The 26,418-nt window shown below is 58.4% G+C and carries 32 protein-coding genes; 11 read left to right on the forward strand and 21 right to left on the reverse strand.

The window, feature by feature from the left end:
* Position 1 precedes the first annotated feature (1 nt).
* From pheT to thrS, 6 genes are all read right to left on the reverse strand, one after another.
* The gene (pheT, locus tag PSEBG33_RS09490) at positions 2–2,380 is read right to left on the reverse strand and encodes a phenylalanine--tRNA ligase subunit beta (RefSeq protein ID WP_005789677.1); all 2,379 of its coding nucleotides are present in this window, start codon (positions 2,378–2,380) and stop codon (positions 2–4) included.
* 26 nt (positions 2,381–2,406) lie between these two features.
* Positions 2,407–3,423: a phenylalanine--tRNA ligase subunit alpha gene (gene pheS / locus PSEBG33_RS09485; RefSeq protein ID WP_003192486.1), complete on the reverse strand. Its 1,017-nt coding sequence runs from the start codon at positions 3,421–3,423 to the stop codon at positions 2,407–2,409.
* 109 nt (positions 3,424–3,532) lie between these two features.
* Entirely contained in the window at positions 3,533–3,889 is a 357-nt protein-coding gene (rplT, locus tag PSEBG33_RS09480; protein WP_005789679.1) for a 50S ribosomal protein L20, read from the reverse strand.
* A 30-nt stretch (positions 3,890–3,919) separates the two neighbouring features.
* Positions 3,920–4,114, reverse strand: a complete 195-nt coding sequence (rpmI, locus tag PSEBG33_RS09475; protein WP_002553160.1) for a 50S ribosomal protein L35 — start codon at positions 4,112–4,114, stop codon at positions 3,920–3,922.
* Positions 4,115–4,174: 60 nt separating this feature from the next.
* Positions 4,175–4,726, reverse strand: a complete 552-nt coding sequence (gene infC, locus PSEBG33_RS09470) for a translation initiation factor IF-3 (protein WP_169851780.1) — start codon at positions 4,724–4,726, stop codon at positions 4,175–4,177.
* Positions 4,726–6,648, reverse strand: coding sequence for a threonine--tRNA ligase (thrS, locus tag PSEBG33_RS09465; RefSeq protein WP_005789682.1), 1,923 nt, complete (start codon positions 6,646–6,648; stop codon positions 4,726–4,728). Before thrS ends, infC begins: the two co-directional genes overlap by 1 nt.
* Positions 6,649–7,014: 366 nt before the next feature.
* Between thrS and PSEBG33_RS09460 the strand changes: the two genes are divergently transcribed.
* The gene (locus PSEBG33_RS09460; protein WP_087945258.1) at positions 7,015–7,353 is read left to right on the forward strand and encodes a hypothetical protein; all 339 of its coding nucleotides are present in this window, start codon (positions 7,015–7,017) and stop codon (positions 7,351–7,353) included.
* Between the two features lie 289 nt (positions 7,354–7,642).
* Positions 7,643–7,855 (forward strand): cold-shock protein, encoded by a 213-nt coding sequence (locus PSEBG33_RS09455; protein WP_003234260.1) that lies wholly within the window; start codon positions 7,643–7,645, stop codon positions 7,853–7,855.
* 72 nt (positions 7,856–7,927) lie between these two features.
* On the opposite strand, the gene PSEBG33_RS09450 is transcribed toward PSEBG33_RS09455, so the two are convergent.
* Entirely contained in the window at positions 7,928–8,248 is a 321-nt protein-coding gene (locus tag PSEBG33_RS09450) for an I78 family peptidase inhibitor (protein WP_005789685.1), read from the reverse strand.
* 144 nt (positions 8,249–8,392) lie between these two features.
* Complete coding sequence (locus tag PSEBG33_RS09445; protein ID WP_005789687.1) at positions 8,393–8,698, reverse strand: hypothetical protein; 306 nt, start codon at positions 8,696–8,698, stop codon at positions 8,393–8,395.
* Between the two features lie 152 nt (positions 8,699–8,850).
* On the opposite strand from PSEBG33_RS09445, the gene PSEBG33_RS09440 reads away from it, so the two are divergent.
* Entirely contained in the window at positions 8,851–9,051 is a 201-nt protein-coding gene (locus tag PSEBG33_RS09440) for a hypothetical protein (protein WP_005789689.1), read from the forward strand.
* A gap of 34 nt (positions 9,052–9,085) precedes the next feature.
* On the opposite strand, the gene PSEBG33_RS09435 is transcribed toward PSEBG33_RS09440, so the two are convergent.
* The 7 genes from PSEBG33_RS09435 to PSEBG33_RS09405 are packed head-to-tail and all read right to left on the reverse strand — an operon-like array spanning position 9,086 to position 16,051.
* Positions 9,086–10,114 (reverse strand): nucleoside hydrolase, encoded by a 1,029-nt coding sequence (locus tag PSEBG33_RS09435; protein ID WP_005789691.1) that lies wholly within the window; start codon positions 10,112–10,114, stop codon positions 9,086–9,088.
* Positions 10,115–10,141: 27 nt separating this feature from the next.
* Positions 10,142–10,546, reverse strand: coding sequence for a D-ribose pyranase (gene rbsD / locus PSEBG33_RS09430; protein WP_005789692.1), 405 nt, complete (start codon positions 10,544–10,546; stop codon positions 10,142–10,144).
* On the reverse strand, positions 10,543–11,460 hold the full coding sequence (rbsK, locus tag PSEBG33_RS09425) for a ribokinase (protein WP_005789694.1): 918 nt from the start codon (positions 11,458–11,460) through the stop codon (positions 10,543–10,545). Before rbsK ends, rbsD begins: the two co-directional genes overlap by 4 nt.
* 23 nt (positions 11,461–11,483) lie before the next feature.
* A complete protein-coding gene (locus PSEBG33_RS09420) occupies positions 11,484–12,506 on the reverse strand; it encodes a LacI family DNA-binding transcriptional regulator (RefSeq protein ID WP_005789696.1) in 1,023 nt (340 codons plus the stop codon).
* A gap of 3 nt (positions 12,507–12,509) precedes the next feature.
* The gene (locus PSEBG33_RS09415) at positions 12,510–13,487 is read right to left on the reverse strand and encodes an ABC transporter permease (RefSeq protein ID WP_003192502.1); all 978 of its coding nucleotides are present in this window, start codon (positions 13,485–13,487) and stop codon (positions 12,510–12,512) included.
* A complete protein-coding gene (locus tag PSEBG33_RS09410; protein ID WP_005789698.1) occupies positions 13,484–15,037 on the reverse strand; it encodes a sugar ABC transporter ATP-binding protein in 1,554 nt (517 codons plus the stop codon). Before PSEBG33_RS09410 ends, PSEBG33_RS09415 begins: the two co-directional genes overlap by 4 nt.
* Positions 15,038–15,094: 57 nt before the next feature.
* A complete protein-coding gene (locus tag PSEBG33_RS09405; protein WP_005789700.1) occupies positions 15,095–16,051 on the reverse strand; it encodes a sugar ABC transporter substrate-binding protein in 957 nt (318 codons plus the stop codon).
* A 554-nt stretch (positions 16,052–16,605) separates the two neighbouring features.
* Between PSEBG33_RS09405 and PSEBG33_RS09400 the strand changes: the two genes are divergently transcribed.
* From PSEBG33_RS09400 to PSEBG33_RS09390, 3 genes are all read left to right on the forward strand, one after another.
* Positions 16,606–17,694: an asparaginase gene (locus PSEBG33_RS09400; protein WP_005789702.1), complete on the forward strand. Its 1,089-nt coding sequence runs from the start codon at positions 16,606–16,608 to the stop codon at positions 17,692–17,694.
* 168 nt (positions 17,695–17,862) lie between these two features.
* Positions 17,863–18,114 carry a DUF1654 domain-containing protein gene (locus PSEBG33_RS09395; RefSeq protein WP_005789704.1) on the forward strand — a complete coding sequence of 84 codons (252 nt, stop codon included), beginning with the start codon at positions 17,863–17,865 and terminating at the stop codon, positions 18,112–18,114.
* A gap of 2 nt (positions 18,115–18,116) precedes the next feature.
* Positions 18,117–18,806: an endonuclease gene (locus PSEBG33_RS09390; RefSeq protein ID WP_005789706.1), complete on the forward strand. Its 690-nt coding sequence runs from the start codon at positions 18,117–18,119 to the stop codon at positions 18,804–18,806.
* 31 nt (positions 18,807–18,837) lie between these two features.
* Here the strand turns inward: PSEBG33_RS09390 and PSEBG33_RS09385 are convergent, their stop codons facing one another.
* Complete coding sequence (locus tag PSEBG33_RS09385) at positions 18,838–19,203, reverse strand: SPOR domain-containing protein (protein ID WP_157264225.1); 366 nt, start codon at positions 19,201–19,203, stop codon at positions 18,838–18,840.
* Positions 19,204–19,464: 261 nt separating this feature from the next.
* On the opposite strand from PSEBG33_RS09385, the gene csrA reads away from it, so the two are divergent.
* Positions 19,465–19,659 carry a carbon storage regulator CsrA gene (gene csrA, locus PSEBG33_RS09380; RefSeq protein ID WP_003192511.1) on the forward strand — a complete coding sequence of 65 codons (195 nt, stop codon included), beginning with the start codon at positions 19,465–19,467 and terminating at the stop codon, positions 19,657–19,659.
* Positions 19,660–19,869: 210 nt separating this feature from the next.
* On the forward strand, positions 19,870–20,130 hold the full coding sequence (locus tag PSEBG33_RS09375; protein ID WP_005789710.1) for a hypothetical protein: 261 nt from the start codon (positions 19,870–19,872) through the stop codon (positions 20,128–20,130).
* Positions 20,131–20,144: 14 nt separating this feature from the next.
* On the opposite strand, the gene PSEBG33_RS09370 is transcribed toward PSEBG33_RS09375, so the two are convergent.
* Positions 20,145–20,822, reverse strand: a complete 678-nt coding sequence (locus tag PSEBG33_RS09370) for an HAD-IA family hydrolase (RefSeq protein WP_005789712.1) — start codon at positions 20,820–20,822, stop codon at positions 20,145–20,147.
* Between the two features lie 216 nt (positions 20,823–21,038).
* On the opposite strand from PSEBG33_RS09370, the gene PSEBG33_RS09365 reads away from it, so the two are divergent.
* The 3 genes from PSEBG33_RS09365 to PSEBG33_RS09355 are packed head-to-tail and all read left to right on the forward strand — an operon-like array spanning position 21,039 to position 23,410.
* Positions 21,039–21,299, forward strand: coding sequence for a DUF2790 domain-containing protein (locus PSEBG33_RS09365; RefSeq protein WP_005789713.1), 261 nt, complete (start codon positions 21,039–21,041; stop codon positions 21,297–21,299).
* 42 nt (positions 21,300–21,341) lie between these two features.
* A complete protein-coding gene (locus PSEBG33_RS09360) occupies positions 21,342–22,013 on the forward strand; it encodes a heavy metal response regulator transcription factor (protein WP_005789715.1) in 672 nt (223 codons plus the stop codon).
* Positions 22,010–23,410, forward strand: a complete 1,401-nt coding sequence (locus tag PSEBG33_RS09355; RefSeq protein ID WP_005789716.1) for a heavy metal sensor histidine kinase — start codon at positions 22,010–22,012, stop codon at positions 23,408–23,410. The genes PSEBG33_RS09360 and PSEBG33_RS09355 overlap by 4 nt, the downstream gene beginning before the upstream one ends.
* A gap of 12 nt (positions 23,411–23,422) precedes the next feature.
* On the opposite strand, the gene PSEBG33_RS09350 is transcribed toward PSEBG33_RS09355, so the two are convergent.
* From PSEBG33_RS09350 to PSEBG33_RS09335, 4 genes are all read right to left on the reverse strand, one after another.
* Positions 23,423–23,920, reverse strand: a complete 498-nt coding sequence (locus tag PSEBG33_RS09350) for an anti-virulence regulator CigR family protein (RefSeq protein ID WP_005789718.1) — start codon at positions 23,918–23,920, stop codon at positions 23,423–23,425.
* Positions 23,921–23,998: 78 nt separating this feature from the next.
* Positions 23,999–24,613, reverse strand: coding sequence for a pyroglutamyl-peptidase I (gene pcp, locus PSEBG33_RS09345; protein ID WP_005789720.1), 615 nt, complete (start codon positions 24,611–24,613; stop codon positions 23,999–24,001).
* A gap of 7 nt (positions 24,614–24,620) precedes the next feature.
* Positions 24,621–25,571 carry a DUF979 domain-containing protein gene (locus PSEBG33_RS09340; RefSeq protein WP_005789722.1) on the reverse strand — a complete coding sequence of 317 codons (951 nt, stop codon included), beginning with the start codon at positions 25,569–25,571 and terminating at the stop codon, positions 24,621–24,623.
* Positions 25,568–26,284 (reverse strand): DUF969 domain-containing protein, encoded by a 717-nt coding sequence (locus PSEBG33_RS09335; RefSeq protein ID WP_005789724.1) that lies wholly within the window; start codon positions 26,282–26,284, stop codon positions 25,568–25,570. The genes PSEBG33_RS09340 and PSEBG33_RS09335 overlap by 4 nt, the downstream gene beginning before the upstream one ends.
* Between the last annotated feature and the right edge of the window lie 134 nt (positions 26,285–26,418).

Consider the following 26,418-nt stretch of genomic DNA (forward strand, 5'->3'; position numbering starts at 1 on the left):
GTCACTTCCTTAACGTGGCGTTCAACCTTTGTTCGAGCGAGGTGAGGATATTTTGTGTCGTGGTATTCACCTCATCGTCATTAAGAGTGCGCGATGGATGCTGCCAGGTCAAGCCGACTGCGAGGCTTTTTCTATGCGGATCAATGCCTTTACCCTGATAGACGTCAAATAGCCTGAGGTCTGTCAGCCATTCCCCTGCATTTTCACGGATTACATCCAGAACGGCAGTGGCGGCGACGTCACGGTCGGCGATCAGCGCCAGGTCGCGACGCACTTCAGGAAAGCGCGACAACTCGCTGAATTTAGGCATCTTGCCCGACGCCACTTCAGCCAAGACTAGCTCAAACACGAAGACTGGACGGTCCAGCCCCAACGTTTTCGACAGTTCCGGGTGAATGGCGCCCACAAAACCTACCAGGCGACCTTCGCGCTCGATACGCGCAGTCTGGCCCGGATGCAAGGCTGGGTGGCTGCCTGGCACAAAGGTGAAGGCATCCAGCGCACCGGCAAAGCCCAGTACCGCTTCCACGTCAGCCTTGACGTCGAAGAAGTCCACCACCTCGCGACCTTGCGCCCAGCCTTCCGGCAGGCGGCTACCGCATACCACGCCAGCCAGCATCGGCTCTTGCTTGAGGCCATCGAGCTGACCAACGAAACGCAGGCCGCTTTCGAACAGGCGCACGCGGTCTTGCTGGCGGTTCAAGTTGTGGGAAAGCGCTTTCACCAGACCCGGCCACAGCGACGAACGCATGGCGGCCATGTCGTTGGAGATCGGGTTGGCCAACAACAGCGGCTCAACACCCGGGTTGAACAGCTCAAATTGTTTTGGATCGATGAAGCTATACGTCACGGCTTCCTGGTAACCACGAGCAACCAGCAGGCGGCGCAGCTCAGGCAGGTGCGCACGCGCTTCGGCCTTGGGTTGCGGCGCGAGGCGCGCTTGCGGGTAGCGAACCGGCAGGCGGTTGTAGCCATACAGACGTGCCAGCTCTTCGATCAGGTCAACTTCCAGGCTGATGTCGAAGCGATGGCTAGGTACTGCAACCTGCCACTGCCCTTCCCCATTCGAGGAAATACCCAAGCCGAGGGCGGACAGCAGTTGCTCGATTTCAGCCGGCTCAATGACCAGCCCGAGCATTTGCTCAACGCTTTTGGCACGCAGGGTGATCGGCGCAATCGACGGCAGGTGCTGCTCACTGACGGTTTCGGTGATCGGACCCGCTTCGCCACCGGTGATTTCCAGCAGCAGGCCGGTGGCGCGCTCCATGGCTTCACGGGCGAGATTCCAGTCCACGCCACGCTCATAGCGGTGCGAAGCATCGGTGTGCAGGCCATAGGAACGGGCCTTGCCTGCGATGGCGATCTGGTCGAAGAACGCGCTTTCAAGGAATACGTCACGAGTGGTCGCGGAAACACCGCTGTGCTCGCCCCCCATCACGCCGGCAATTGCCAGGGCGCGAGAGTGGTCGGCGATAACCAGGGTGTCGGCACGCAGGCTGACTTCCTGACCGTCGAGCAGCACCAGCTTTTCGCCTTCCTCGGCCATGCGCACGCGGATGCCACCGTTGATTTCGGCGAGATCGAAGGCGTGCAGCGGCTGACCCAGCTCCAACATCACATAGTTGGTGATGTCGACCGCGGCGTCGATGCTGCGCACGTCGGCGCGACGCAGGCGCTCGACCATCCACAGCGGGGTCGGCTTGGACAGGTCGACGTTACGGACCACACGCCCCAGGTAACGTGGGCAGGCGTTCGGCGCGAGCACTTCGATGGAGCGAACTTCGTCATGCACCGGCGGCACAACAGCAACCGCAGGACGGGTGACGGGAGCGTTGTACAGCGCGCCCACTTCACGGGCCAGACCGGCCAGGGACAGGCAGTCGCCGCGGTTCGGGGTCAGGTCGACCTCGATGCTGGCGTCTTCCAGTTCCAGGTAAACCCGGATGTCCTGACCCACAGGCGCGTCGGCCGGCAGCTCCATCAGGCCATCATTGCCCTCGCCTACCTGCAACTCAGCCTGAGAGCACAACATGCCGTTGGACTCAACACCACGCAGCTTGGCCTTCTTGATCTTGAAGTCGCCAGGCAGTTGGGCACCGATCATGGCAAACGGGATCTTCAGGCCCGGGCGCACATTAGGCGCTCCGCACACGACCTGAAAGGTTTCCGAACCGTTGCTGACCTGGCACACACGCAATTTATCGGCATCAGGGTGTTGCTCGGTGCTCAGCACTTCGCCCACTACCACGCCGCTGAAAACACCGGCGGCCGGGGTAACGCTATCGACCTCAAGACCGGCCATCGACAGACGCGCAACCAGCGCGTCGCGATCTACCTGCGGGCTTACCCAGCCACGCAGCCATTGTTCACTGAATTTCATCCTGCTCTCCTAAAGATTCGTTACGACTAGCGAAATTGCGCGAGGAACCGCAAGTCGTTGTCGAAGAACAGACGCAAGTCGTTCACGCCGTAACGCAGCATGGCCAGACGCTCAACGCCCATGCCGAAGGCAAAGCCCGAGAACTCTTCCGGATCGATCCCGGACATGCGCAGCACGTTAGGGTGGACCATGCCGCAGCCCATGACTTCCAGCCAACCGGTCTGCTTGCAGACTCGGCAACCTTTACCGCTACACATCACGCATTCCATGTCGACTTCAGCGGACGGCTCGGTGAACGGGAAGAACGATGGACGGAAACGCACGGCCAACTCTTTCTCGAAGAACACCCGCAGGAACTCTTCGATGGTGCCCTTGAGATCGGCGAAATTGATATCGCGATCCACCAGCAGGCCTTCGACCTGGTGGAACATCGGCGAGTGGGTGATATCCGAGTCGCTACGGTATACACGGCCTGGGCAGACAATGCGGATCGGCGGCTTGTTCGCTTCCATGGTGCGGACCTGTACCGGCGAGGTATGGGTGCGCAACAGCATGTTCGCATTGAAATAGAAGGTGTCGTGCATCGACCGGGCCGGGTGATGGCCTGGGATGTTGAGCGCCTCGAAGTTGTGATAGTCGTCTTCGACCTCAGGGCCTTCGGCAATGCCGTAGCCGATGTGGGTGAAGAACTGCTCGATACGTTCCAGAGTCCGGGTAATCGGATGCAAGCCGCCCGAGGCCTGACCACGGCCAGGCAAGGTCACGTCAATGGACTCGGCGGCGAGCTTGGCCGCTAGATCGGCCTCCTCGAGCGACGCCTTGCGCGCATTGAGCACCTCTGTGACACGTTCCTTGGCAACGTTGATCAACGCACCGACTTGCGGACGTTCTTCAGCCGGCAAATTTCCCAGGGTCTTCATCACCTGAGTCAATTCACCTTTCTTGCCAAGGTAGTGAACCCGGATTTGCTCCAGGGCATTTACATCTTCAGCGCTTTGCACGGCCTCAAGGGCTTGGGCAACGAGCGCGTCCAGGTTTTCCATGTACAGACTCCAGATACAAAATAGGGGAAGAGCTTGAAGGCTCTTCCCCTATTTATGACGTTTACCACCTTGGGCTACAGGAGTAACCCAGGATGACTGTCGGGGGTACTTAAGCCAAGGAGGCTTTAGCTTTCTCGACAATCGCAGCAAACACCGCTTTTTCGTTCACGGCCAGTTCAGCCAGAACCTTACGGTCGATTTCGATGGACGCTTTCTTCAGGCCAGCGATGAAACGGCTGTAGGACAGACCGTTAACACGTGCACCAGCGTTGATACGAGCGATCCACAGAGCGCGGAACTGACGTTTTTTCTGACGACGGTCACGGTAGGCGTACTGGCCTGCCTTGATTACCGCTTGCTTGGCAACACGGAATACGCGTGAACGCGCGCCGTAGTAGCCTTTAGCAAGTTTCAGAATTTTTTTGTGACGTTTACGGGCAATGACGCCACGCTTTACACGAGCCATGAGTTACTTCCTCTAGTCTTGATCCAAAAATTAACGAAGGCGCAGCATGCGCTCGACTTTTGCCACGTCAGACGGATGCAGCAAGCTGCTACCGCGCAGTTGACGCTTACGCTTGGTCGACATTTTGGTCAGGATGTGGCTCTTGAAAGCGTGCTTGTGCTTGATACCGTTAGCAGTTTTCAGAAACCGCTTAGCAGCACCACTTTTAGTCTTCATCTTTGGCATGTTCGGATACTCCGCATTCAGTTGATAAACATAATCAGAAGGCCTGCCGTGCCCTGTTGATTACTTCTTCTTTTTCGGGGCGATGACCATGATCAGTTGGCGTCCTTCCATCTTAGGATGCTGTTCGACCGAACCGTACTCGAGCAGGTCAGCTTCAACCCGCTTGAGGAGTTCCATCCCCAGCTCCTGGTGGGCCATCTCACGGCCGCGGAATCGCAAGGATACCTTGGCCCTGTCCCCATCACTCAGGAAACGTACCAGGTTGCGCAGTTTTACCTGGTAATCCCCTTCCTCCGTCCCTGGACGAAACTTGATTTCTTTAACCTGAATCTGCTTCTGGTTTTTCTTGGCTGCGGCAATCTGCTTCTTCTTCTCGAAGATCGATTTGCCGTAGTCCATCAGCTTGCAGACAGGTGGTACAGCATCGGCGGAAATTTCCACCAAATCGAGCTTGGCTTCTTCAGCCTTAAGAAGCGCGTCTTCAATTGACACAATCCCAAGCTGCTCACCCTCAGCCCCAATTAACCGAACCTCGCGTGCCGAGATATTCTCGTTGATCGGGGCTTTCGGTGCAGCTCGTTTATCTTGTCTCATTTCACGCTTAATAATAATTACTCCGAATCTGGGCGACCACGCCGGGAAACCGCTTGCGCGAGGAACTCAGCGAACTGGGCGACGGGCATCGAGCCCAGGTCAGCACCTTCACGAGTACGCACAGCGACAGTCTGCATCTCGACTTCCCGATCTCCGATAACCAAAAGATAGGGAACCTTGAGCAAAGTATGCTCGCGGATTTTAAAGCCGATCTTTTCATTTCTCAAGTCGGACTTGGCACGAAATCCGCTTTCGTTGAGAGTTTTTTCAACTTCGGCGGCAAAATCTGCCTGTTTATCAGTGATATTCATGATCACTGCCTGGGTCGGAGCCAGCCACGCAGGGAACGCGCCCTCGTAGTGCTCGATCAGGATACCGACGAACCGCTCGAACGAACCGAGGATCGCCCGGTGCAGCATAACCGGGTGTTTACGGCTGTTGTCTTCGGAGACGTATTCGGCTCCCAGACGGATTGGCAGGTTAAAATCGAGCTGCAGGGTACCACACTGCCAGACACGGCCAAGGCAATCTTTGAGCGAGAACTCGATCTTCGGACCGTAGAACGCGCCCTCCCCCGGCTGCAGGTCGTACGCAAGGCCCGCACTGTCGAGTGCTGCGGCCAGTGCAGCTTCGGCGCGATCCCACAGCTCGTCGGAACCAACGCGCTTTTCCGGACGAGTGGACAGCTTCATTTCAACTTCGGTGAACCCGAAATCGCGATAAACGTCCATGGTCAGCTTGATGAACGCGGCGGATTCAGCCTGCATCTGCTCTTCGGTGCAGAAGATGTGGGCGTCGTCCTGGGTGAAACCGCGCACACGCATGATGCCGTGCAGTGCACCGGATGGCTCGTTGCGGTGGCAGGCACCGAACTCGGCCAGGCGCATCGGCAACTCGCGGTAGCTCTTCAGGCCTTGGTTGAACACCTGCACGTGGCATGGGCAGTTCATCGGCTTGATGGCGTAGTCGCGGTTTTCCGACTGGGTGGTGAACATGTTGTCGGCGTAGTTGGCCCAGTGCCCGGATTTCTCCCACAGGCTGCGATCAACGACCTGCGGGGTCTTGATCTCCAGGTAACCGTTGTCGCGCTGAACCTTGCGCATGTACTGCTCAAGCACCTGGTACAGGGTCCAGCCATTCGGGTGCCAGAACACCATGCCCGGCGCTTCTTCCTGAAGGTGGAACAGGTTCAGGCGCTTGCCGATCTTGCGGTGGTCGCGCTTTTCAGCTTCTTCAATGCGCTGGATGTAGGCGGCCAGCTGTTTCTTGTCAGCCCAGGCCGTGCCGTAGATCCGTTGCAGCTGTTCGTTCTTGGCATCACCGCGCCAGTAGGCACCGGACAGCTTGGTCAGCTTGAACGACTTGAGGAAACGCGTGTTCGGCACGTGTGGGCCACGGCACATGTCGACGTATTCTTCGTGGTAGTACAGACCCATGGCCTGCTCGTCCGGCATGTCTTCCACCAGACGCAGCTTGTAATCTTCACCGCGCGCGGTAAACACGTCGATCACTTCGGCACGCGGGGTGACTTTCTTGATGACGTCGTAATCTTTTTCAATCAGCGCGTGCATTCGCTGCTCGATGGCCGCCAGGTCGTCCGGTGTAAAAGGACGCTCATAGGCGATGTCGTAATAGAAGCCTTCTTCGATTACCGGGCCGATCACCATCTTGGCGGTTGGGTACAGCTGCTTGACCGCATGGCCAATCAGGTGCGCGCAAGAGTGGCGAATGATCTCCAGCCCCTCTTGATCCTTGGGCGTGATGATTTGCAGGCTGGCATCGCAAGTGATCAGGTCACTGGCGTCGACCAGTTTGCCGTCGACCTTGCCGGCCACGGTCGCCTTGGCCAAGCCTGCACCAATGGATGCGGCGACTTCGGCTACGGAAACCGAATGATCGAATGAACGTTGACTGCCGTCGGGTAGAGTAATAGTTGGCATGGCGCCTCCTCTCCTAGTGGTGACCCCTACCAAAGGTCACGTGGGTTGGGATGAGCCAGTACAAGATCCAACACCAGGCCGTTCAGTGATGAACGCCTGCCTTACAGCGGCAGGAGCCTTTCGGCCAACCGATAATCGAACCAGAGTGACTGGATTGAGCTAAAAAGAAACATGGCAAGGCGGTAATTGACGCGCCTGAAACTAGCCAAGCCCACGATCCTAGCACAGATGAACGGTCATCGCGCCGACGAAGCTTTGTGGATAGCGCAATTCAAGGCTTTATAGCTGCAAAGTGAACTTGAGCTGTACGTCGGGCCTCCAACCCACTGAGAATCGCCGTTCGTCCTCGACCCAAAGGAGCATCCCATGATGCGTTTCACCTCTACCCTCGCTGTCGCCGCTACCCTGAGCCTCCTTTCCCTCGGCGCGCAGGCTGCAGCCCCTTCCAACTGGCCAGCCGGCGCCCGTGACAGCTTTGTGAGCGACTGCAGTGCCGCCGCGAGTCAGAACGTAGACGCCAAAACTGCCAAAGCTCACTGCGAATGTGGTGCTGACAAGATCAATGCCGAATTGACTAGCGCGGAAATCACAGAACTCATGGCAGGCAAGCCACCAGTGGGCGATAAAGCAATCGCCGCTCGCTCGGCGCTCGAAACCAAAGCCGTCGCAGCTATTGATTCCTGCAGAGTCGTGAAGAAAAAGTAAGATTGACCACTGATCTGACGGCCATATCGCTGAAAAAACGCCCTGAAAACTGCCATTTCACACAAATTACGCAGGTTTTACGGCTTTTTTTAACAGTTGATATTTCAGCGCAAAGCCCCGTAGATCGGGGCTTTGCGCCGAGCCAGGGATCAGATGCAACGCGATTGATTAGCAAACAATGCCTTGGGGGGGCTCCCAAGTCGAACATTTCGACTATGATAGCCCAGTGTGCCCAGTTGGCCTGAGCAGCACAGCACTACTGAAAATATATGTTTCTTGGAGATACACCATGTCTAATCGCCAAACCGGCACCGTTAAATGGTTCAACGATGAAAAAGGCTTCGGCTTCATCACTCCTCAAGGTGGCGGTGACGACCTGTTCGTACACTTCAAAGCTATCGAAAGCGACGGTTTCAAAAGCCTGAAAGAAGGCCAAACCGTTTCCTTCGTGGCTGAGAAAGGCCAAAAGGGTATGCAAGCTGCACAGGTTCGCGGCGAGTAATTCTCCGCTGAGCTAAAAAAAACCCCGTCCATGTGACGGGGTTTTTTATGGGCGATGCAAAAGCCGAAGCTATCAGCCGCAATTGACCCGCGTGATCACCAGGTTGTTGTCAGTGTTGAGGTTCAGGCGGTCAGAACGATATTCCAGGGTAATCATATCGTTGGGCTTGAGGATGCGTGCATTCTGCGCGCCAGCACGGCTACGAGCCTGCTCCAGCAACTGTGGCGAGGCTTTCTGGCCGATTGCGAACTCGGCGGCCTTCGACTCACAGCGGCTATGACCAGCATCGGTCACGGTGGCGTCTTTGCCTGGCTCAGAGGCACCCGGGGTGCTGCAACCCGCCAATGCGAGTGCTGCCAACAAAGTACCGAATGAAGCGAGCTTCCAAGGCATGAAGCCTCCTATGATTAAAAATGGACAGAGATCGTGCGACAGCGATATGAACGATTGGTTTCAAGACGTTAATCGCCTGCGCGCAAGTCTGCCTGACTCGCGCGGGGCAATCGCCCAGTCAATCGTGACTAGATATGAACGCACTCAGTAGATGTCAATGTAGTCAGATTGTGGGTGTGGCCAGTTCTGTTTCAGCGCATTGAAAATCTGCATGACCCAGACCTCATCGCTGGCCGCCACAATGCCGACATAACCAGAACCCTTGGCCCAGGTCTCCAGACGAAACAGCAGGCCATCAATCTGCGCCCCACCGACTACGCCGGAAGAAATATAGGCAATACCAGCCCTGGTTACCCGAAGCTGGGTATGTTCGTCGTCACTGGCGTGGGCAAGCAGTTGGCGCACGGCATCCAGCGTCAGGTTCTCAGGCTTGTTCAGATCGATCTGCACGCGGTGTTTCCCGGCTGTTAAACAAGCTGACAGTGTCGCATACCCCCTCCTTCATGCCTAAGTAGCAGTGCCAAAAGCCGCGCAAAATGGTTAACTGCGCCGCTGGAACCGCGTTCCAGCGCATTGCCCAGTACTTCAGCCGTGAGATTTCCATGACCACCGTAACGCTCCAAGCCGATATCAAAGCCAAGTGGCCCCAGGGGCAAAGCTCCTATAGCCCCGGCAGCACCGAAGAACTGGCGATCATTGGTATCGATCTGTTGGTCAAGGAACTGGGAACCCAGGCGGCACAAGCGTTCATCGGCCAGGTATTCGAGAAATACCCGGCCGACCACATGGGCGCACAAGAATAAGAACCGGTCGACGAACGCCGACCGGTAAAACGTATTACTTCAAACGCGCCAGACGCTCGGTCAGCAGATCGAAGAAGCCCTGGGCGTCGCCGTTCTCGACCCAGAACACATTCTTCTCTTGCTTGAGGCCGTCGTACCAATCGACGATGGTCTGGCCAAAGGTTGGGCCTTCGCGGCTGTCGACGACCATATTGGCCTGACGACCGCTGAACAGCGATGGTTTGAGCAGGTAGGCAACCACGGTAGCGTCGTGGACCGGGCCACCCGGAATGCCGTAATGCTCCATGTCGCCTTTGACGTACTCATTCAGAATACTGCTGACGACCTTGCTCGCGTTGTTGTTCAGGTCCGCAATCTTCTTCAGGCGGGCGTCGCTGGTGAGGACTTTATGGGTCACGTCCAACGGCAGGTAGGTCAACTTCACTCCACTTTTGAGCACGATCTCAGCCGCCACCGGATCGGCGAACAGGTTGAACTCGGCCACGGGCGTGATATTGCCGCCATTGAAGTGCGCACCACCCATCACCACCACTTCCTTGATGCCCTGGGTGATTTCGGGCGCCTGGGTCAGTGCCAGCGCCAGGTTGGTCTGTGGACCGAGCATGGCGATGGTGATGCTGTGCGGTTTGGCGGTGCTCAGCGTCTTGATCAGGTAGTCAACGGCATTACCTTCGGCCAGGCCTTTTTTCGGCTCGTGCACGGTGACGCCGGAGATACCCTCTTTGCCATGGATATTCTCGGCGTAGATCGGCTTGCGCAGCATAGGCGCCGGCGCACCGGCGTACACCGGAATGTCCTCACGCCCTGCCCACTCGCGCGCCAGACGCGCATTGCGGGAGGTCTTGTCCAGGCGCACATTACCGGCGACGGTGGTCAGCGCACGAATGCTCAGCTCCTCCGGCGAGGCCATGGCGAACAGCAGCGCCACCACGTCATCGGCCCCAGGGTCGGTATCGATGATCAGGTCGATTTTTTCCGCCGCCTGGGCGCTTGCAGCTGTGAGTGCGGACAAAAGCAGAACACTCCGGAACAGGTTTTTCAGGATGGGTAGACCACGTTGCATAAAGCACTCCTTGTCATTGGGGGGACGCTAAAACGTTACGCCGGATACCAGCGCGATATTGCAGTAAGGCTGGCACTCGCCGGTACGCACAACCGCGCGTGCTGTGCGGCTCAGTTGCTTGAATTCTTCATGGCTGAGCAGCCGCCTCTCACCCAGCGCTGCCTGCTCTGTCAGCGCATTGAGCGCGCTCAGCGCCGGCGGTTGCTTGAGCAGGATTTCCTCCGCGAGCACGTGGCTTTCAACCTGCATCTCACTGAGCACAATGCGCAACGTGCTGATGAAATCCGGAATGCCCTGGGTCAGTGCCAGGTCGATCAACTCCACGCCGGGCGGTACCGGCAGGCCGGCATCGCCGATGACCAGCACGTCACCATGGCCCAGGGATGCGATCACGCGTGACAGGGCGATATTGAGCAAAGGTGTCTTTTTCATGAGGGCACAAAACCTTGTACGTCGTGCAGCGTAGGAATGGAAGGCTGAGCGCCGGCGCGGGTCACAGACAACGCCGCCGCTACCTGGCCAAAACGGATCGCCTCGGCTTCGCTCTTGCCCGCGGCCAGTGCAGCGGCAAAGCCACCGACGAAAGTATCGCCTGCGGCTGTGGTGTCCACCGCCTTGACCTTCGGCGCCAACAGATGCTCGAAGCTGCTACCGTCGGCAAACAGTGCCCCCTGGGCGCCAAGCGTAATGATGACTTTACCCGCCCCCGCCTTGATCAGCGCTGTCGCGGCGACCTTGGCGCTGTCGAGCGAGTCGACGGTGACGCCGCTCAGGGCGGTGGCTTCACTTTCATTGGGGATCAGGTAATCGATCGAGGCATACCACTGAGCGGGCAAAGGCCCACTCGCGGGAGCCGGATTGAGGATGACTGTCTTGCCCAGTTCGCGGCCGCGCTTGAGCGCATGACCAACAGTGTCCATCGGCACTTCAAGCTGGCAGATGATCACGTCTGCCGCCTGCAGCACAGCGTCGCAGGCTTGCAGAGACGCGGGCGTCAACTCACCGTTGCTGCCGGCCACAATGACAATCGCATTCTGGCTGCTGTCATCCACCACGATCAATGCCACACCACTGGAGCCCTCTACGGTGCTGACCGCCTGGCAATCGATCCCTTCCACCAGCAGTGCATCACGCAACTGACTGCCATAGGCATCGGTGCCCACGCATCCGATCATCGCAACACTGGCCCCCAGCCGCGCCGATGCCACCGCCTGGTTGGCGCCCTTGCCACCCGCAACGGTGGAAAAGCTCTGGCCGATCAGGGTTTCACCGGCACGCGGCAAGCGACTGGCCCGGGTGACCAGATCCATGTTCAAGCTGCCTACTACCACTACTTTTGCTGGCATACATCAGTACTCATCAATTCGGTTCAGCGGTATTGGGCGAACACACCGGCCAATGGCGCCGTCGACTCACGCAAAACGATACTTGGCGTCACGATGCGTTGATCGATCGACCGTTGGGGTGTTGCTATTCGTTGCAATAATAATTCGGCCGCCGTCTCGCCCAATTGCAGGATCGACTGCCCGACCGTGGTCAGCGCAGGATAGACGTAGCGTCCCATCTGAATGTCATCGAAACCGATCACCGACAACTCGGCCGGCACGCGGATGCTGCGTTCTGCGGCTGCGCGCAGCACGCCGAAACCAATCATATCGTTGCTGGCGAAAATCGCGCTGGGCGGGTTTTGCGCTAACAATTGCACGGCTGCGGCATACCCCCCCGTGCTGGTGAAATCGCTTTCCAGGATCCGGCTAGCCAACACCTCGACACCCGCTTCGCGCAATGCACGCTGGTAACCCGCCAGGCGCATTTGTGCCACGCGGGTATGCCCCGGGCCGCCGATACAGGCAATATCCCGATGGCCCAACTCCAGCAAGTGCCGGGTCGCGAGGTAGGCGCCCTGTTCGTGGTCGATGCGCACCAGGTCGACATCGATGCCATCCAGGGCCCTGTCGACAATCACCATGGGCGTGCGCACTGCACTCAAGCCCGCCGCCAGGCCGCTGTCATCGCCGCCCACCGACGTCACGATCAAGCCGTCGACGCGTTTTTCGAGCAACACGCGCAAATAACTGCGCTGTTTTTCCGCGTCGTCGTCGGAGTTGCAGAGGATCACGCAGTAGCCATTACGCTCGCAGTAATCCTCGATGCCCCGCGCAAGCTCGGCAAAATACGGGTTGAGGCTATTGGGCACCAACAGGCCAATGGTGGCCGTGGTCTTGGCCTTGAGCGAACGCGCCACGGCGCTGGGTACGTAGTCCAGCTGTTTGATCGCCGCCTCGACCTTGATGCGGACCGGCTCGCTGACCGGGCGCGTCTTGTTCACCACATGGGACACGGTGGTGTAGGAAATACCTGCAAGCGCTGCCACATCCTTGATCGTTGCCATGACTCAGCCCCGCCGACTGGCGCGCTGGCTGCGGTAAGTATCGAGGACCACGGCGATCACGATCACAGCACCGGTAATGATGCGTTTGGTGGGTTCCGTAGCGCCGATCTGCGCAAGCCCTGCCGCCAATACCGAAATGATCAATACACCGAAGAACGTACTGATGACCGAACCGCGCCCGCCCATCAGGCTGGTGCCGCCGATTACCACCGCGGCGATTACCTGCAGCTCCAGGCCTGAACCAGCATTCGGGTCTGCCGCCTCCAGGCGCGAGATCTGGAACAGCGCAGCTACACCGGCCAACAGGCCCATCAGGCTGAACACCAGAATCTTGTATGGCTTGGGATTAATGCCAGCCAGGCGCACTGCTTCTTCGTTAGTGCCGATGCCGATCAGGTAACGCCCGAAGACAGTGCGGGTCAGCACCAACTGAGCCGCAATGATCACCAGCAGCGCAATGATGAACGACGGGGAAATACCGAAAGCAATCGGGTTGGACAGCCAGGCAAACGAGTCACCGATATAAGCGGTGCGCGAGCCCGTCATTTGATAGGCCACGCCCCGGGCCATCTCCAGCACACCCAAAGACACGATAAATGACGGGATACGCCAGGCCACGGTGATGGAGCCGGTGATGGTCCCGGCCAATGCAGCGCAGCCCATGCCCAGTAGCGCAGCCGGCAACACGCTCCAGCCCCAGCCCAGGATTGCCACGCTGACCGCCGATGCCGCCAATGCCAGCACCGAACCTACCGACAGGTCGATGCCGCCGATGATCAGGATGAAGGTCATGCCCACCGCCAGCACCATCAGGTCCGGAATCTGGTTGGCCAGGGTGCTGAAGGTGTCGTAGGACAGGAAGTGGTCGCTGAGTACCGAGAACAGCGCAATCATCGCCAGCAAGGCACCCGCCAGCCCCAGGTAAGTACCCAGGCCATAGAAGTTGCCGCCAGTTTTACCGGGGGAAATGCTTGTTTTCATGGGGTATTCCTAGGCGCTGCCTCATTGAGCAGCGCATCACGTTTCTGATAGCCGGCAAAGGCGGCGGCGAGCAATTCGTCCTGGGTCCAGCTGTCACGCTCGAAGGTCTCGATCAGGCGCCCCGCGGACAACACCCCGATGCGATCACAGATCAGCATCAGTTCACGCAGGTCGCTGGACACCACCACCAAGGCCTTGCCCTGGCGAGTCAGTTCGCCAAGCAACGCATAGATGTCGAACTTGGCGCCGACATCGATGCCTCGTGTGGGCTCATCGAACAGCATCACCGCACAATCGCGCTCCAGCCAGCGGCCAATCACTACTTTTTGCTGGTTGCCGCCCGACAGCTCGGACACCAATTGCCCCGGGCTGGAACTGCGGATACGCATGGCGTCGATCTGGCGTTTGGCCAGGGCGGTTTCGTTGCGGCTATTGACGACGCCACCACCGGAAATTTCCGGCATGTTGCCCAAGGCGATATTGGCGCTGATCGATTGGGTCAGCAGCAGGCCCTCGCCCTTGCGGTCTTCGGTGATCAGGGCGATACCATGACCAACCGCATCCACTGGCGAGCGAATACTGACCACCCTGGCCGGCGACCCCAGGGCCACGGTGCCGCTGTCGGCCTGGTCGGCACCGAAGATCAGGCGCAGCAACTCAGTGCGGCCGGCGCCGATCAGTCCGGAAATACCGTAGATCTCACCGGCGCGCACTTCGAAGGACACGTCGCGAACCTTGTCCGAACGGCTCAGGCCCTTCACCGTCAAGGCCGGTTCGCCGATGGTGCGCGGGCCCAGGTCAATGTGTTCGCCCAGCTCGCGACCGACCATCAAGGTCACCAGTTGCTCACTGTTGTAATTGGCCATCGGCTCGACGCAGACCAGCTTGCCGTCGCGCAGTACCGCAATGCGCTGGGCGACACGGGCCAGCTCTTCCAGCCGGTGTGAAATATAAATGATCGCCACGCCCCGGGCCTGCAGACGGGTGATTTGCTCAAACAGCATCTCGACTTCACGGGCGGTGAGCATGGCCGTGGGTTCGTCGAGAATCAGGACGTGGCAGTCGCCGATCAGGTTGCGCGCAATCTCGACCATTTGCTGGTGGCCAATGCCCAGGCTGCCAACCAAGGTGTCGGGGTCGATCGCATCCAGGCCAACTTGAGCCATGGCCTCGATCGCGGCTTTGCGCAGTTGCTTGCGGCTGATCCAGCCACAGTTGCTCGGCAGGTTATCCAGAAACAGGTTTTCAGCCACCGTCAGGGTCGGCAGCAGGTTGAGTTCCTGCATGACCATGCGCACGCCCAAGGCTTCGGCCTGGGTGCGGCTGGCGGGGCAGTATTCCTGACCGTTGAACTGCATGTGCCCGGTAGTCGGTGTGACCAGGCCGCCGATGATCTTCGACAAGGTACTTTTGCCTGCGCCGTTCTCACCGGTCAGCGCGAGCACTTCCCCGCGATTGAGCGTCAGGGTGATGTCGGACAGAACCGGCTGGGCATAGGTCTTGCCGATACCGCTGACCGAGAGGACAGCGTTCGGGGCGGAAGATGACATAGGAAAATCTCCAGGCGCCCGCTCAGGACGAGCGAGCGCTGTTGGGTACTGCCGGGATTACTGCTTGATGACGAGTTCGACCGGGGTTTCGATCACGCCATCTTTGGCATCGACCTTCTCACCCTTGACCAGCTTCAATGCGTTCTGGATACCGAATACTGCTTGTTGCGCGGCAGCCTGGTCAGCGGTGGCCAACACACGACCATCCTTGAGCATTGGCTTGATCGCATCAATGTTGTCGTAGCCCACCACCAATACCTTGCCGGCCTTGCCTGCCGCACGCACGGCGGAGACAGCGCCCAGGGCCATGTTGTCGTTACCGGCCAGCAGCGCCTTGATATCCGGCGTTTCGCTCAGCATCGCTGCAGCAATCTTGTTGCCCTGGTCGATTTCCCAGTTGCCGGATTGGGTGGAAACAATCTTCATGCCTGCAGCGTCCATCGCATCCTTGAAGCCTGCGGTGCGCTGCTGGGCGTTAGTCGTAGTAGGTACACCTTCGATGATGCCAACCTTGTCACCCGCGGCCAGTTGCTTGGCCAGGTAGTCGCCCACCAGCTTGGAGCCTTTGCGGTTGTCCGGACCTACGAACGGGATATCGAGGTTTTTGCTTTTGAGTACCTCCGGATCCAGGCGATTGTCGATGTTGACGACCTTGATACCGGCATCAGAAGCCTTCTTCAGCACACTGGCGAGTGCCTTGGAGTCGGCGGGAGCAATGACAAGCGCGTCTACCTTGGAGTTGATCATCTCGTTGACGATGGCGATCTGCGCACTGGTGTCTGTTTCGTTCTTGATCCCGTTGGAGATCAGCTTGAACTCTGCTGGGTGCGCTTTCTGGTAGTCCTTGGCACCGTCGGTCATGGTGACGAAGAACTCATTGGCCAGGGACTTCATGACCAAACCAACAGTAGGTGTTTTGGCAGCGTCATCAGCAAGTGCAGAAGAGAGAGGCAAAGCAGCGGATGCGGCAAGCACAGCGACAGCAAGAAGACGTCCAGCGAATGGCAGCTTCATGGGTTCACTCCGATCTTATGATTATTGTGAGCAACGCTTGCACCGAAGACCTCTTCGGCGGCCCTCCCACCCGGGCGGCTGATACGAGCTGTCACGAAACTCCTGGAGTGCTCGTGAAACATCTCGCAAACGTTTGCGTTGAGCAAACTATGAGAACCTTGTCGGGATTTGTCAACGGTAGAAACTGGCCTTTCAATCCCATGCCCGCGGCCTGGTTCAACCTGCCTTGGGGACTGAAACGTTTAAGGCAACCTCTTTCTCGCACTCTCTAAAACGACAGGTGTTGACGCTAATCGCACTCGAATCTTATGACAGGACTGTCGGACTACCGAACACACTACCCCTCCACCGTTCGGAAAGCCGGACGCCACTCACTCAAAACAAGCTTGAAAATTCTCATAAGTTGTTTTAAATCAATACGTTAATTTAAGAAGAACCACACACTCGGCCTGGTACAAATCCTGCTTTTCCCCTGCACCTCGCGGCGTTCAGAACCGCCCGGGTGTTCTAGATGAACCGGCTACAGCACTCATCAAAAACCAGAGAGAAAAATAATGAAATCTGCATTGAAGAACTTTGTCCCGGGCGCCATGGCCCTGCTGCTGCTGTTCCCCCTTGCCGCACAGGCAAAAGAAGTCGAAAACAAAACCAAACTGTCCAACGTAGTGATCCTTGCCACAGGCGGCACCATTGCTGGCGCCGGTGCCAGTGCGGCCAACAGTGCTACGTACCAGGCAGCCAAAGTCGGCATCGAACAACTGATCGCCGGCGTTCCTGAGCTTAGCCAGATCGCCAACGTACGCGGCGAACAAGTGATGCAAATTGCTTCTGAAAGCATCAACAACGAAAACCTGCTGCAACTGGGTCGCCGCGTCGCCGAACTGGCTGACAGCAAGGACGTGGATGGCATCGTGATCACTCACGGCACCGACACCCTTGAAGAAACTGCCTACTTCCTGAACCTGGTAGAAAAAACCGACAAGCCTATCGTCGTGGTCGGCTCCATGCGTCCGGGTACGGCCATGTCGGCTGACGGTATGCTCAACCTGTATAACGCAGTCGCTGTTGCAGGTAGCAAGGATGCACGGGGCAAAGGCGTGCTGGTGACCATGAACGACGAAATCCAATCGGGTCGTGACGTCAGCAAGATGATCAACATCAAGACCGAGGCATTCAAGAGCCCGTGGGGCCCGCTGGGCATGGTCGTTGAAGGCAAATCCTACTGGTTCCGCCTGCCGGCCAAGCGTCACACCATGGATTCGGAATTCGACATCAAGACCATCAAGAGCCTGCCTGACGTTGAAATTGCCTACGGCTATGGCAACGTGAGCGACACTGCCTACAAAGCACTGGCCCAAGCTGGCGCCAAGGCCATCATCCACGCCGGTACCGGTAACGGTTCGGTATCCTCGAAAGTCGTTCCCGCGCTGGTCGAATTGCGCAAGCAAGGCGTACAGATCATTCGCTCCTCCCACGTCAACGCCGGCGGTATGGTTCTGCGTAACGCTGAACAACCAGACGACAAATACGACTGGGTTGCGGCTCTGGACCTGAACCCGCAGAAAGCTCGCATCCTGGCCATGGTAGCCCTGACCAAGACCCAGGACAGCAAAGAGCTGCAACGCATGTTCTGGGAATACTGATTACTGCTGATCGACCTGTGGGAGCGAGCTTGCTCGCTCCCACAATTGCTCCCCCTTCTCAACAAACTTCCCGAATAGCTGTCAGACGAACTTCTTGAAATTTAAGCAGTTGCGAAATCGCCTACAGTTAAATACTGTATGTGCGTACAGCAAATTAAGGAATGCTCCGTGGCAAAGCCCTCTTCCGCAGCACCTGCGGCGCCTGACGCCTATCAGCGCCTGGCTATTCGCGTGCAAAAGATCATCAATTCGACCAACGCACAGAAAGCCAAGGCAGCCTTGCTCTTCCGTTTACCCGATGAGCCGGAAGACGTGTGGCAACGTCTACTGGAAGAAATTGCAGAAAACGACAACGTCACCCTCGCCTATCGGGATGACGGTGGCGTGCAGATTTTTTGGGTTGTGCCGAAGGAAGATTGATTGTGAGTGCCCGTTTTATTGCTGTGTGCTGTCTGTTTTTAAGCGTAACCGCCAACGCCCAAGCCCCTCGCACCTTCAGCGAAGCCAAGAAAATCGCCTGGAAGCTTTACGCACCCCAATCGACCGAATTCTATTGCGGCTGCAAATACACCGGTAACCGCGTGAATTTGAAAGCCTGCGGTTACATCCCGCGCAAAAACGCCAATCGCGCCGCGCGCATCGAGTGGGAACACATCGTGCCGGCCTGGCAAATCGGGCATCAGCGCCAATGCTGGCAAAACGGCGGGCGAAAGAACTGCACGCGCCACGACGATGTGTTCAAGCGCGCCGAGGCGGACCTGCACAATCTGGTGCCGAGCATCGGCGAAGTGAATGGCGACCGTAACAACTTCAGCTTTGGCTGGCTGCCCGTGCAAAGTGGGCAGTACGGCTCTTGCCTGACCCAAGTGGATTTCAAGGCCAAGAAGGTCATGCCACGCCCGTCCATTCGCGGCATGATCGCACGCACGTATTTTTATATGAGCAAGCAATACGGGCTGCGCCTGTCGAAGCAGGATCGACAGCTGTATGAAGCCTGGAACAAGACTTACCCGGTGCAAACCTGGGAGCGCCAGCGCAACCAGACCGTGGCCTGCGTGATGGGGCGGGGCAACGAGTTTGTCGGCCCGGTGAATCTCAAAGCCTGCGGTTGAACGTGGGCGGGGTTGCCGCCCACTTGGCACGTCACTGCGCGGGGTTGTGTTCGATAATTTCAGACACAGTGTCGGTTTTCTTCGCGCGGGCCATCTTTTCGTTGAGCAAGGCTTGTTTGGCCTCGGCCTCGGCCCTGGTTGCGAACGGACCCAACAGCACCTCATCCTTGCCGTCGGCCTTCACGATATAAAAATTGAAACCATGCTCCAGCAACCAGGCGGTCAGGTCGGTGATCGCCTGCAGCTTGTGGTCTGGCGGGCCGACGCGCACATCCCATTCCTGAGCGGCAATCGCGCCGATTTGTGGCAGGCTTTCGGTCACGGCAGGCTTGGCCTTGGGCGCATCGACCGATTTACCTTCACCGCATCCGGCCAACGCCAACACCACAATTGCCATCGCTACTTTACGCACTGCCCTGCTCCTTTGAGGATAAAGAGGCGACTTTACCATTCACTGTCTATTCTGGCCGTCATAAACGTTGGCTTAAACAATGCGAATGATGTATCGCGACCTGTATGATGCCGCCATGGGAATTAATGTCGCCTCTATGCGTCCTAAAAGAGGCAGCCACAGGGAAGCGCTTCGCAGTAAGCTACACACATCCGACACCTGCCCTGTCTGACACATGTGTCCTTAAAAGTAATCAAGGAGAAGTCCATGCTTATACTCACCCGCAAAGTTGGTGAAAGCATAAACATCGGTGATGACATTACGATCACCATTCTGGGCGTTAGCGGCCAGCAAGTACGAATCGGCATCAACGCACCCAAGGACGTTGCCGTGCATCGCGAGGAGATTTACCAGCGCATCCAGGCCGGCCTGACTGCACCCGACAAAAACCAGACGCCTTGAAACGCCTCCAGTAGCCAGCCCTTTCGTTCACTGTAATGGCTGGCGAAAACCCAATCGGCCTGCTCGCGTCTTCCAGACTGACCAGTGCGCTTTGAGCATGCCCCTTCGCTGCAAGATGAAACTGTCTGGGCATCTGGAACTTGTTGAAATATTCGCAGCCCAATTTCTGACATTTTATCCTGCCATCCGAATGCATTCAGGAATACGTCGATGAGGCCAGCCGCGACGCCACCTCTTGTTTCCAGATCCTGGATGATCGCCCTGCTGATCGGGGTGGCCTTCCTGGCGCTTGGGTATGGGCTGAGAGTCGAAGTCGAGGGCGCCGATCCCGACGCCCATTCCTGGCTGGACCTGGCGCTTCTTCTCTGCGGCTACCTGCTGGTGTTCTGCCTCAAACCCATCCAAAAAGTTATCTTGCGCAAGCTATGCCAGCGCGCAGCGCATCGTGCCCATCAGAAAACCACACGCTGAGGACCTGCTGCGTATCACGGCGCCAGCTTGAGCAAAGACAACAAGCCATCAGCGCCATGCTCAGTGCATAAATCGCCGTAGTCGTTGATGCAAGCGTGTGCAGTCACCATGGGCTCCAAGTGTGCCGAGGTGACAACCACAACATCCGCCCCCGCTGCTTCACCTGCTCGAATGCCAACCGTGGCGTCTTCGAACACCAGGCTGTCCTCAACCGACACCCCCAGGCGTTTGGCGCCCAATAAATAGCACGCAGGGTCGGGCTTACCGTTGGCCACGTCTTCGGCCGTCACCCACACGGTCGGCAAGGGAATGCCTGCCGCTTGCAGTCGACGTAATGCCAGCGCCTTGGGAGCAGACGTGACCAGCGCCCATTGAGCCGCAGGCAAGCCTTTCAAAAACTCCACTGCGCCGGGAATCGCTACAACGCCGTCGACATCGTTGAGCTCCGCGTCGGTAATCCACTGGGCTTCAACTTCTGGATCGACACCCGGCAACGCCTGGCGGGTGATCGTATCAATCGCACGCGCGCCATGAATGGTAGGCAGAAACGCTTCCACATCCAGACCATGGCGCTCGGCCCAGATGCTCCATACACGTTCGGCCGCAGCGATGGAGTTGAGCAGGGTCCCATCCATATCGAACAGGAAAGCGCGGTAACGCCGGTTGAACACGGATGAAGTTGGGATGGACACTGCGCGGCTTCCTCATGAGCTGGACCCCTGCAATCTACGGATCACCTCGGCGCTTGTAAACGTAGAGTCTCCTCGACCGGACAGTCATTGCCCACGCGCCAGGCTCGAACCAAGAATGACGAACTTGTCATGATCCTGTTGGTTGGCTGTTGGGGTCGCCTGGTTACTGTGAACTCACTGCCAACCCGGCAGCCCCCAGCCACGAGAGAGACCGCCATGAAACTGTTCGCCCTGAGCTTTGCCGCCTTGCTCGCCACCGGTTCTGCCTTCGCTGCCGACGCAACGTCTGCCAGCGATGTCATCCACGACAAAACCGGCTTCTTCCTACACCTGGATGTCGCCAAGGTGCTTTCGAGCACCGACATCTCTGGCCAATGCGGGATTGTCCCGGCGCACTTGCGCTACCTGGACCATCAGGGCCGCGAACACCTACTCGATTACCAGGTCCAGGGCGTCGGTTGCGCCAGTGACAATTGATCGGGCTACACTTGCGCCACTTATTGAAGCAGGACACTTTCCATGAACATCCTCGTAGTCGAAGACGAACCCAAGGCCGGCAATTACCTGCTCAATGGCTTGCAGGAGCTTGGCCACTCGGTGAGCCTGGCGCGCGACGGCGTAGAGGGTTTGCACCTGGCCCTGGAAACACCATACGACGTGATCGTGCTGGACGTGATGATGCCGAAAATGGATGGTTGGGAAGTGCTGCGTCGCCTGCGCAAAGAGTCCGATACACCGGTGCTGTTCCTCACCGCTCGCGATGACATCGCCGACCGCATCAAGGGCCTTGAACTGGGTGCCGACGACTACCTGATCAAACCCTTCTCCTTCGCCGAACTGGTCGCACGCCTGCGCACCCTCAACCGCCGTGGCCCGAGCCGCGAAGAAGAACAGCTGCACATCGCCGACCTGCACATTGATGTACTCAAGCGCCGCGTGACCCGCGCCGGTACGCGCATTACCCTGACCAACAAGGAATTCGCGTTGCTGCACCTGTTCGCCACCCACCAGGACCAGGTGCTGTCCCGCTCGCTGATCGCATCACGGGTGTGGGACATGAACTTCGACAGCGACACCAATGTGGTCGATGTTGCCGTACGCCGCCTGCGCCTGAAAATCGACGACCCGTTCCAGCTCAAGCTGATCCACAGCGTGCGCGGCATTGGCTACCGCTTCGATACCCAACCATGAAGCGCGATCGCCATTATTCCCTGACCCTGCGCCTGGCATTGATCTTTGCCCTGCTCGCCTTCGCCCTGCTGGCCACCCTGGGCGTGACGCTCTACCACGAGCTGGAGCGTGAGCTGATCAAGCGTGACGACGCCGCGCTGATCTCGCGCGCCAACCAACTGCGCAACGTGCTCAATGACGGCAATACCCGCGAACTGATCAAGACCAAGCCCCAGCTGTTCCAGAACATGCTGGGCAACAGTGAGTCGGTACTGAGCATCGCTGCACCTGGGCAGACTCCGTTATTGCTCGTCAACCCGGGCAACATTCAAATACCGGCCGTGCCGGCCGTGGCAAAAGACCACGCCCTTGGACTCGCCGACGTACACCATTTGCCCGGCGTAGATGGCGTGCCCTTCGCCACCGTGGCGGCTTTCATCGACACCGGTGACCTGGGGAGCCTGCAAGTCACCGTCGGGCGCCTGATGGCTGAACGCACAGCCATGCTTGCCAGTTATCGCTTGAGTGTTTTTATCCTGGCCAGCATCGCGGCGGTCATTCTCGCCTTGGTTGGTTATGTGCTGGTACACCGTGGGCTGGTGCCCTTGCGGCGCCTGGCCGGACATGCACAGGGCATCGGCGTGAACAACCTGGCCGAGCGCCTGGGCAGCCAAGGCGCGCCCAAGGAGCTGCTGCCGATGATTGACGCCTTCAACACCATGCTTGAACGGCTGGCCAAAGGTTTTATTCAACTGGGCCAGGTGTCCACCGATATGGCCCATGAACTGCGCACCCCCATCAATAACTTGCTCGGTGAAACCCAGGTCGCGCTGCAACAGAGCCGCGCTATTGAAGACTATCAGCAACTGCTGGCCTCAAACGTTGAAGAGCTTGAACGCCTGGCACGGATGCTCGACAACATGCTGTTCCTGGCCCGCACCGACCCGGCCAGCGCCCTGCGTCAGCGCCAGGCGCTGGACGCAGCCGATGAAGTGGAGCGCATCGCCGATTATTTCGAGGGCTTGGCCGGTGATGTGGGTATGCACATCGTTGGCGTGGGCGAAGGTGTGATCTGGGCGGAACCGATGCTGCTGCGCCGTGCCCTGGCGAACCTGTGTGCCAATGCCATCAAGTATGGCGCGCCGAACACCGAGCTGAGCATCCAGGCCATCCCGACAGTCGAGGGCACTTGCATCAAGGTCAGCAACCAGGGTGCAACCATTGCCGCGGAGCATTTGCCCAGGCTGTTCGAACGTTTTTACCGGGTGGATGAATCCCGTGAATGCTCATCCCAGTCCAATGGACTGGGATTGTCGATTGTGGCGACCATCATGCAGCTGCATAACGGTCGGTATGGCGTCAGCAGTGAAGACGGCGTGACCTGCTTTGAATTGTTTTTCCCCGCACAGGAGGCGTGAGGGTTATCCCGCTCAATCAAAGGCGCCATTGAGTACTTCGTAGATGATGCCGCTGGCGATGGCGACCAGAATCAAATCGGTTCCCGCTTGCTGCCATTCATAACCGTCGTAGTGAGGCAGCCGCCCCAGCAGGCGACCATCGAGTTTCTTGGCGATACCGGGTGGCAGCGGCTTGCCACGCGCCAGGTTCTTCTGGATGCCCGGCGGCAATGCAGGCCCTGGGCTCCAGTAATCGCGATAACCGCCGAGCACATTCAATACGCTCCCTCGGTCAACGCTGGGGCCGTGACCACCTGAGCCGCCCTTGCCCTTGGGCTTGTCGTAGGCCTGCCCTGCGGGGTTATTGCCTTTGTTATTGCCCTGCCCCTGACCGCCCTTGTTACTCTGGCCCTGCCCCCCTTGGTTATTACCCTGCCCCTTGCCATTACCGGGATCGGCCAGGGCAAGACCGCTACCCGCAAACAGCGCGAGGGACAACGCGACAGACACGAACTTCGGGTACTTGATCATGATGGTTTTCCAAGGTGGATACACCCGTGAACTATAGTCGAAGTTGCCCCGCGAATAACTCCATTCACAGCCCGACCGTCAGCTCACCTGCCCGCCTGTTTCCCGCACATCCGCTTGGGTGAGCCAGGCCGTCGAGACCGCCAGTCGCAAGGCCTCAACCAAAGGCGGCTGATCGGCCGGCGGCGAGCTCGGCACATGGATAAACCCACTGCGCACCCCGGCCTCGACCAGCCGGTGCTGCAAAAGGTAGAACACCTGGTTGCAGACGAACGTGCCCGCCGTTTGCGAAACGGCAGCCGCCACCCCCGCGTCACGCAGCGCCTTGACCATGGCCTTGATCGGCAATGTCGAAAAGTATGCGGCCGGGCCATCGGCTACCACTGGCGTATCAATCGGCTGATGCCCGAGGTTGTCGGGGATGCGTGCGTCATTGATATTGATCGCTACCCGTTCGATAGACATCTCGCTGCGCCCGGGCGCCAGGCCGGTGGCAATCACCATTGCCGGGTTCAACTCGCTGATCAATCGGCTCAGGTGTTCACCCGCCGTGGCAAATGCACAGGGCAGGCAATGCGCGACAATGCGTGCACCCTCGCCCAGTTGCACGCCATCCAACTGGCGTGCAGCCTCCCATGACGGGTTCACCAGGTCGTTATCAAAGGGCTCGAAACCCGTCAGCAGTACAGTTTGCATAGTGACCTCACATCAACAGGTAAAGCAGCACGATATTGACCACCAGCATCATCAGCGCGGTGGGGATCTGCGCCTTGATCACCGCGTTCTTGTCGGGCAACTCCAGCAACGCCGCCGGCACGATATTGAAGTTGGCCGCCATCGGCGTCATCAACGTGCCGCAGTAACCGGAAAACATACCGATCGCCGCCATTACCGCAGGGTTGCCGCCATAAATCCCTACCAGCACCGGCACGCCGACGCCGCCAGTCATCACAGGGAAAGCCGCAAAACCATTGCCCATGATCACCGTAAACAGGGCCATGCCCAGTACATAGACCATCACCGCCACCAGCTTGTAGTCCAGGTTGATGTAGGTGGTGGTGACGTGGGCGACTGCCGTGCCCACCCCGGCCTCGTTGAACAATAATCCAAGCATCGCCAGCATCTGCGGCAGCACCATGGCCCAGCCCAGGGCTTCAGTCAGGCGACGGGATTCACGCAGGGCTTGTACCGGTGTATCGCGGGTCAGCCAGCAGGCCAGGCCCAGGGCAATCAGGCAGCCGATGCCGAGGGAGACGAAGGTGGTGTTCTTCGGGTCCAGCAACGGTACACCGCCGATTTCGGTGTGCTTGAGCAATACCGAGCCAATTACCGTGGTCAACGGAATCGCCAAGGCCGGGATAAACAACTTGTGTCCCAGACGCCCGGCGCTGGCGCGGGACGCCTTGTCGTGCAATTCGGCGTGCTGGCCGCGACCAACGCCCCCCAAGCCGGCGATCAACGCCATCACCACCACACCGATGCCGATGGCCACCGAGGGCAGACGCTCCCCCACCAGGAACGGAATGGCGAACAACAACCAGAACAGCGCGCTGGACCAGCGTTTGGGATGGGTGCGATCGAGCAGGATCATGCCCGCAGTGATCAGCAACAGAACACCGGCGAGCCAATAAAGGTATTGAATGGAAATGATCATTGAGCAGCCTCCACGGACGTGGTGGCCGGGCTCATTTCGCGGGTTAATCGTCGATCAAAACGATGCAGGCGGATCGCATGAATGATGAACGCACAAATCGCCGTCGGAATGCCCCACACCGCGATGTGCAGCGGCTCCACGTCAATCCCCGAGCCCAACAGGAAGGTGTGCATCAACGCAATCGCACCGAAGGCGACAAAAATATCCTCACCAAAAAACAGCCCGACGTTATCGGTGGCCGCACACATGGCCAAGACCTTGTGGCGCAGCTTGTCTGGCAGCTTGCCGTAGCGTTTTTCCGCAGCACCTTCGGCCATCGGCGCCAACAGTGGGCGCACCATTTGCGGATGCCCACCCAGGCTGGTCAGCCCCATGGCCGCCGTAGACTCACGTACAAACAGATAAATGATCAACAAGCGCCCAACCGTGGCGCGCTCGAAGCGGGCGATCCAGTTCTGCGCGTGCAGGCGCAGGCCATGGCGCTCCAACAGGCCAATTACCGCCAGCGGCAGTAAAAGAATCAATTGCAGGGCACGAGTCTGAAGGAAACCATCGCCCATGGTGGCGAGAATTTTTTCCAGCGGGAACTGGGCGGCAAGCCCGGTGGCGATGGCGGCAGCGGTGACCACCAACAGCGGATTGAAGCGCAATACAAAGCCGACCACGATGACAAGCACGCCGATCAGCGGCCATAGGTTCACAACTGTTTGCATGGCACAGAGGTCCTTTAGTGCGCGCTGCGGCGCCATAACAGCAGGATGTGGGCAAAGGGCTCACAGCTTGGAAGTGGCGTGCAGTCGGCTCGGTTTTTTTATTGTTGACCCGGAAGGTCGAGCGTCAGTGGCGG

It is taken from the genome of Pseudomonas synxantha BG33R, assembly GCF_000263715.2.
GTDB classification, from domain to species: Bacteria; Pseudomonadota; Gammaproteobacteria; order Pseudomonadales; family Pseudomonadaceae; genus Aquipseudomonas; species Aquipseudomonas synxantha_A.

Excerpts from the sequence above, each read along its gene's own strand:
- pheT (WP_005789677.1), bottom strand. The coding sequence starts at position 2,380 with ATGAAATTCAGTGAACAATGGCTGCGTGGCTGGGTAAGCCCGCAGGTA.
- pheS (WP_003192486.1), bottom strand. The coding sequence starts at position 3,423 with ATGGAAAACCTGGACGCGCTCGTTGCCCAAGCCCTTGAGGCCGTGCAA.
- rplT (WP_005789679.1), bottom strand. The coding sequence starts at position 3,889 with ATGGCTCGTGTAAAGCGTGGCGTCATTGCCCGTAAACGTCACAAAAAA.
- rpmI (WP_002553160.1), bottom strand. The coding sequence starts at position 4,114 with ATGCCAAAGATGAAGACTAAAAGTGGTGCTGCTAAGCGGTTTCTGAAA.
- thrS (WP_005789682.1), bottom strand. The coding sequence starts at position 6,648 with ATGCCAACTATTACTCTACCCGACGGCAGTCAACGTTCATTCGATCAT.
- PSEBG33_RS09460 (WP_087945258.1), top strand. The coding sequence starts at position 7,015 with ATGATGCGTTTCACCTCTACCCTCGCTGTCGCCGCTACCCTGAGCCTC.
- PSEBG33_RS09455 (WP_003234260.1), top strand. The coding sequence starts at position 7,643 with ATGTCTAATCGCCAAACCGGCACCGTTAAATGGTTCAACGATGAAAAA.
- PSEBG33_RS09450 (WP_005789685.1), bottom strand. The coding sequence starts at position 8,248 with ATGCCTTGGAAGCTCGCTTCATTCGGTACTTTGTTGGCAGCACTCGCA.
- PSEBG33_RS09440 (WP_005789689.1), top strand. The coding sequence starts at position 8,851 with ATGACCACCGTAACGCTCCAAGCCGATATCAAAGCCAAGTGGCCCCAG.
- PSEBG33_RS09435 (WP_005789691.1), bottom strand. The coding sequence starts at position 10,114 with ATGCAACGTGGTCTACCCATCCTGAAAAACCTGTTCCGGAGTGTTCTG.
- rbsD (WP_005789692.1), bottom strand. The coding sequence starts at position 10,546 with ATGAAAAAGACACCTTTGCTCAATATCGCCCTGTCACGCGTGATCGCA.
- rbsK (WP_005789694.1), bottom strand. The coding sequence starts at position 11,460 with ATGCCAGCAAAAGTAGTGGTAGTAGGCAGCTTGAACATGGATCTGGTC.
- PSEBG33_RS09420 (WP_005789696.1), bottom strand. The coding sequence starts at position 12,506 with ATGGCAACGATCAAGGATGTGGCAGCGCTTGCAGGTATTTCCTACACC.
- PSEBG33_RS09415 (WP_003192502.1), bottom strand. The coding sequence starts at position 13,487 with ATGAAAACAAGCATTTCCCCCGGTAAAACTGGCGGCAACTTCTATGGC.
- PSEBG33_RS09410 (WP_005789698.1), bottom strand. The coding sequence starts at position 15,037 with ATGTCATCTTCCGCCCCGAACGCTGTCCTCTCGGTCAGCGGTATCGGC.
- PSEBG33_RS09405 (WP_005789700.1), bottom strand. The coding sequence starts at position 16,051 with ATGAAGCTGCCATTCGCTGGACGTCTTCTTGCTGTCGCTGTGCTTGCC.
- PSEBG33_RS09400 (WP_005789702.1), top strand. The coding sequence starts at position 16,606 with ATGAAATCTGCATTGAAGAACTTTGTCCCGGGCGCCATGGCCCTGCTG.
- PSEBG33_RS09385 (WP_157264225.1), bottom strand. The coding sequence starts at position 19,203 with ATGGCAATTGTGGTGTTGGCGTTGGCCGGATGCGGTGAAGGTAAATCG.
- csrA (WP_003192511.1), top strand. The coding sequence starts at position 19,465 with ATGCTTATACTCACCCGCAAAGTTGGTGAAAGCATAAACATCGGTGAT.
- PSEBG33_RS09375 (WP_005789710.1), top strand. The coding sequence starts at position 19,870 with ATGAGGCCAGCCGCGACGCCACCTCTTGTTTCCAGATCCTGGATGATC.
- PSEBG33_RS09365 (WP_005789713.1), top strand. The coding sequence starts at position 21,039 with ATGAAACTGTTCGCCCTGAGCTTTGCCGCCTTGCTCGCCACCGGTTCT.
- PSEBG33_RS09360 (WP_005789715.1), top strand. The coding sequence starts at position 21,342 with ATGAACATCCTCGTAGTCGAAGACGAACCCAAGGCCGGCAATTACCTG.
- PSEBG33_RS09355 (WP_005789716.1), top strand. The coding sequence starts at position 22,010 with ATGAAGCGCGATCGCCATTATTCCCTGACCCTGCGCCTGGCATTGATC.
- PSEBG33_RS09350 (WP_005789718.1), bottom strand. The coding sequence starts at position 23,920 with ATGATCAAGTACCCGAAGTTCGTGTCTGTCGCGTTGTCCCTCGCGCTG.
- pcp (WP_005789720.1), bottom strand. The coding sequence starts at position 24,613 with ATGCAAACTGTACTGCTGACGGGTTTCGAGCCCTTTGATAACGACCTG.
- PSEBG33_RS09340 (WP_005789722.1), bottom strand. The coding sequence starts at position 25,571 with ATGATCATTTCCATTCAATACCTTTATTGGCTCGCCGGTGTTCTGTTG.
- PSEBG33_RS09335 (WP_005789724.1), bottom strand. The coding sequence starts at position 26,284 with ATGCAAACAGTTGTGAACCTATGGCCGCTGATCGGCGTGCTTGTCATC.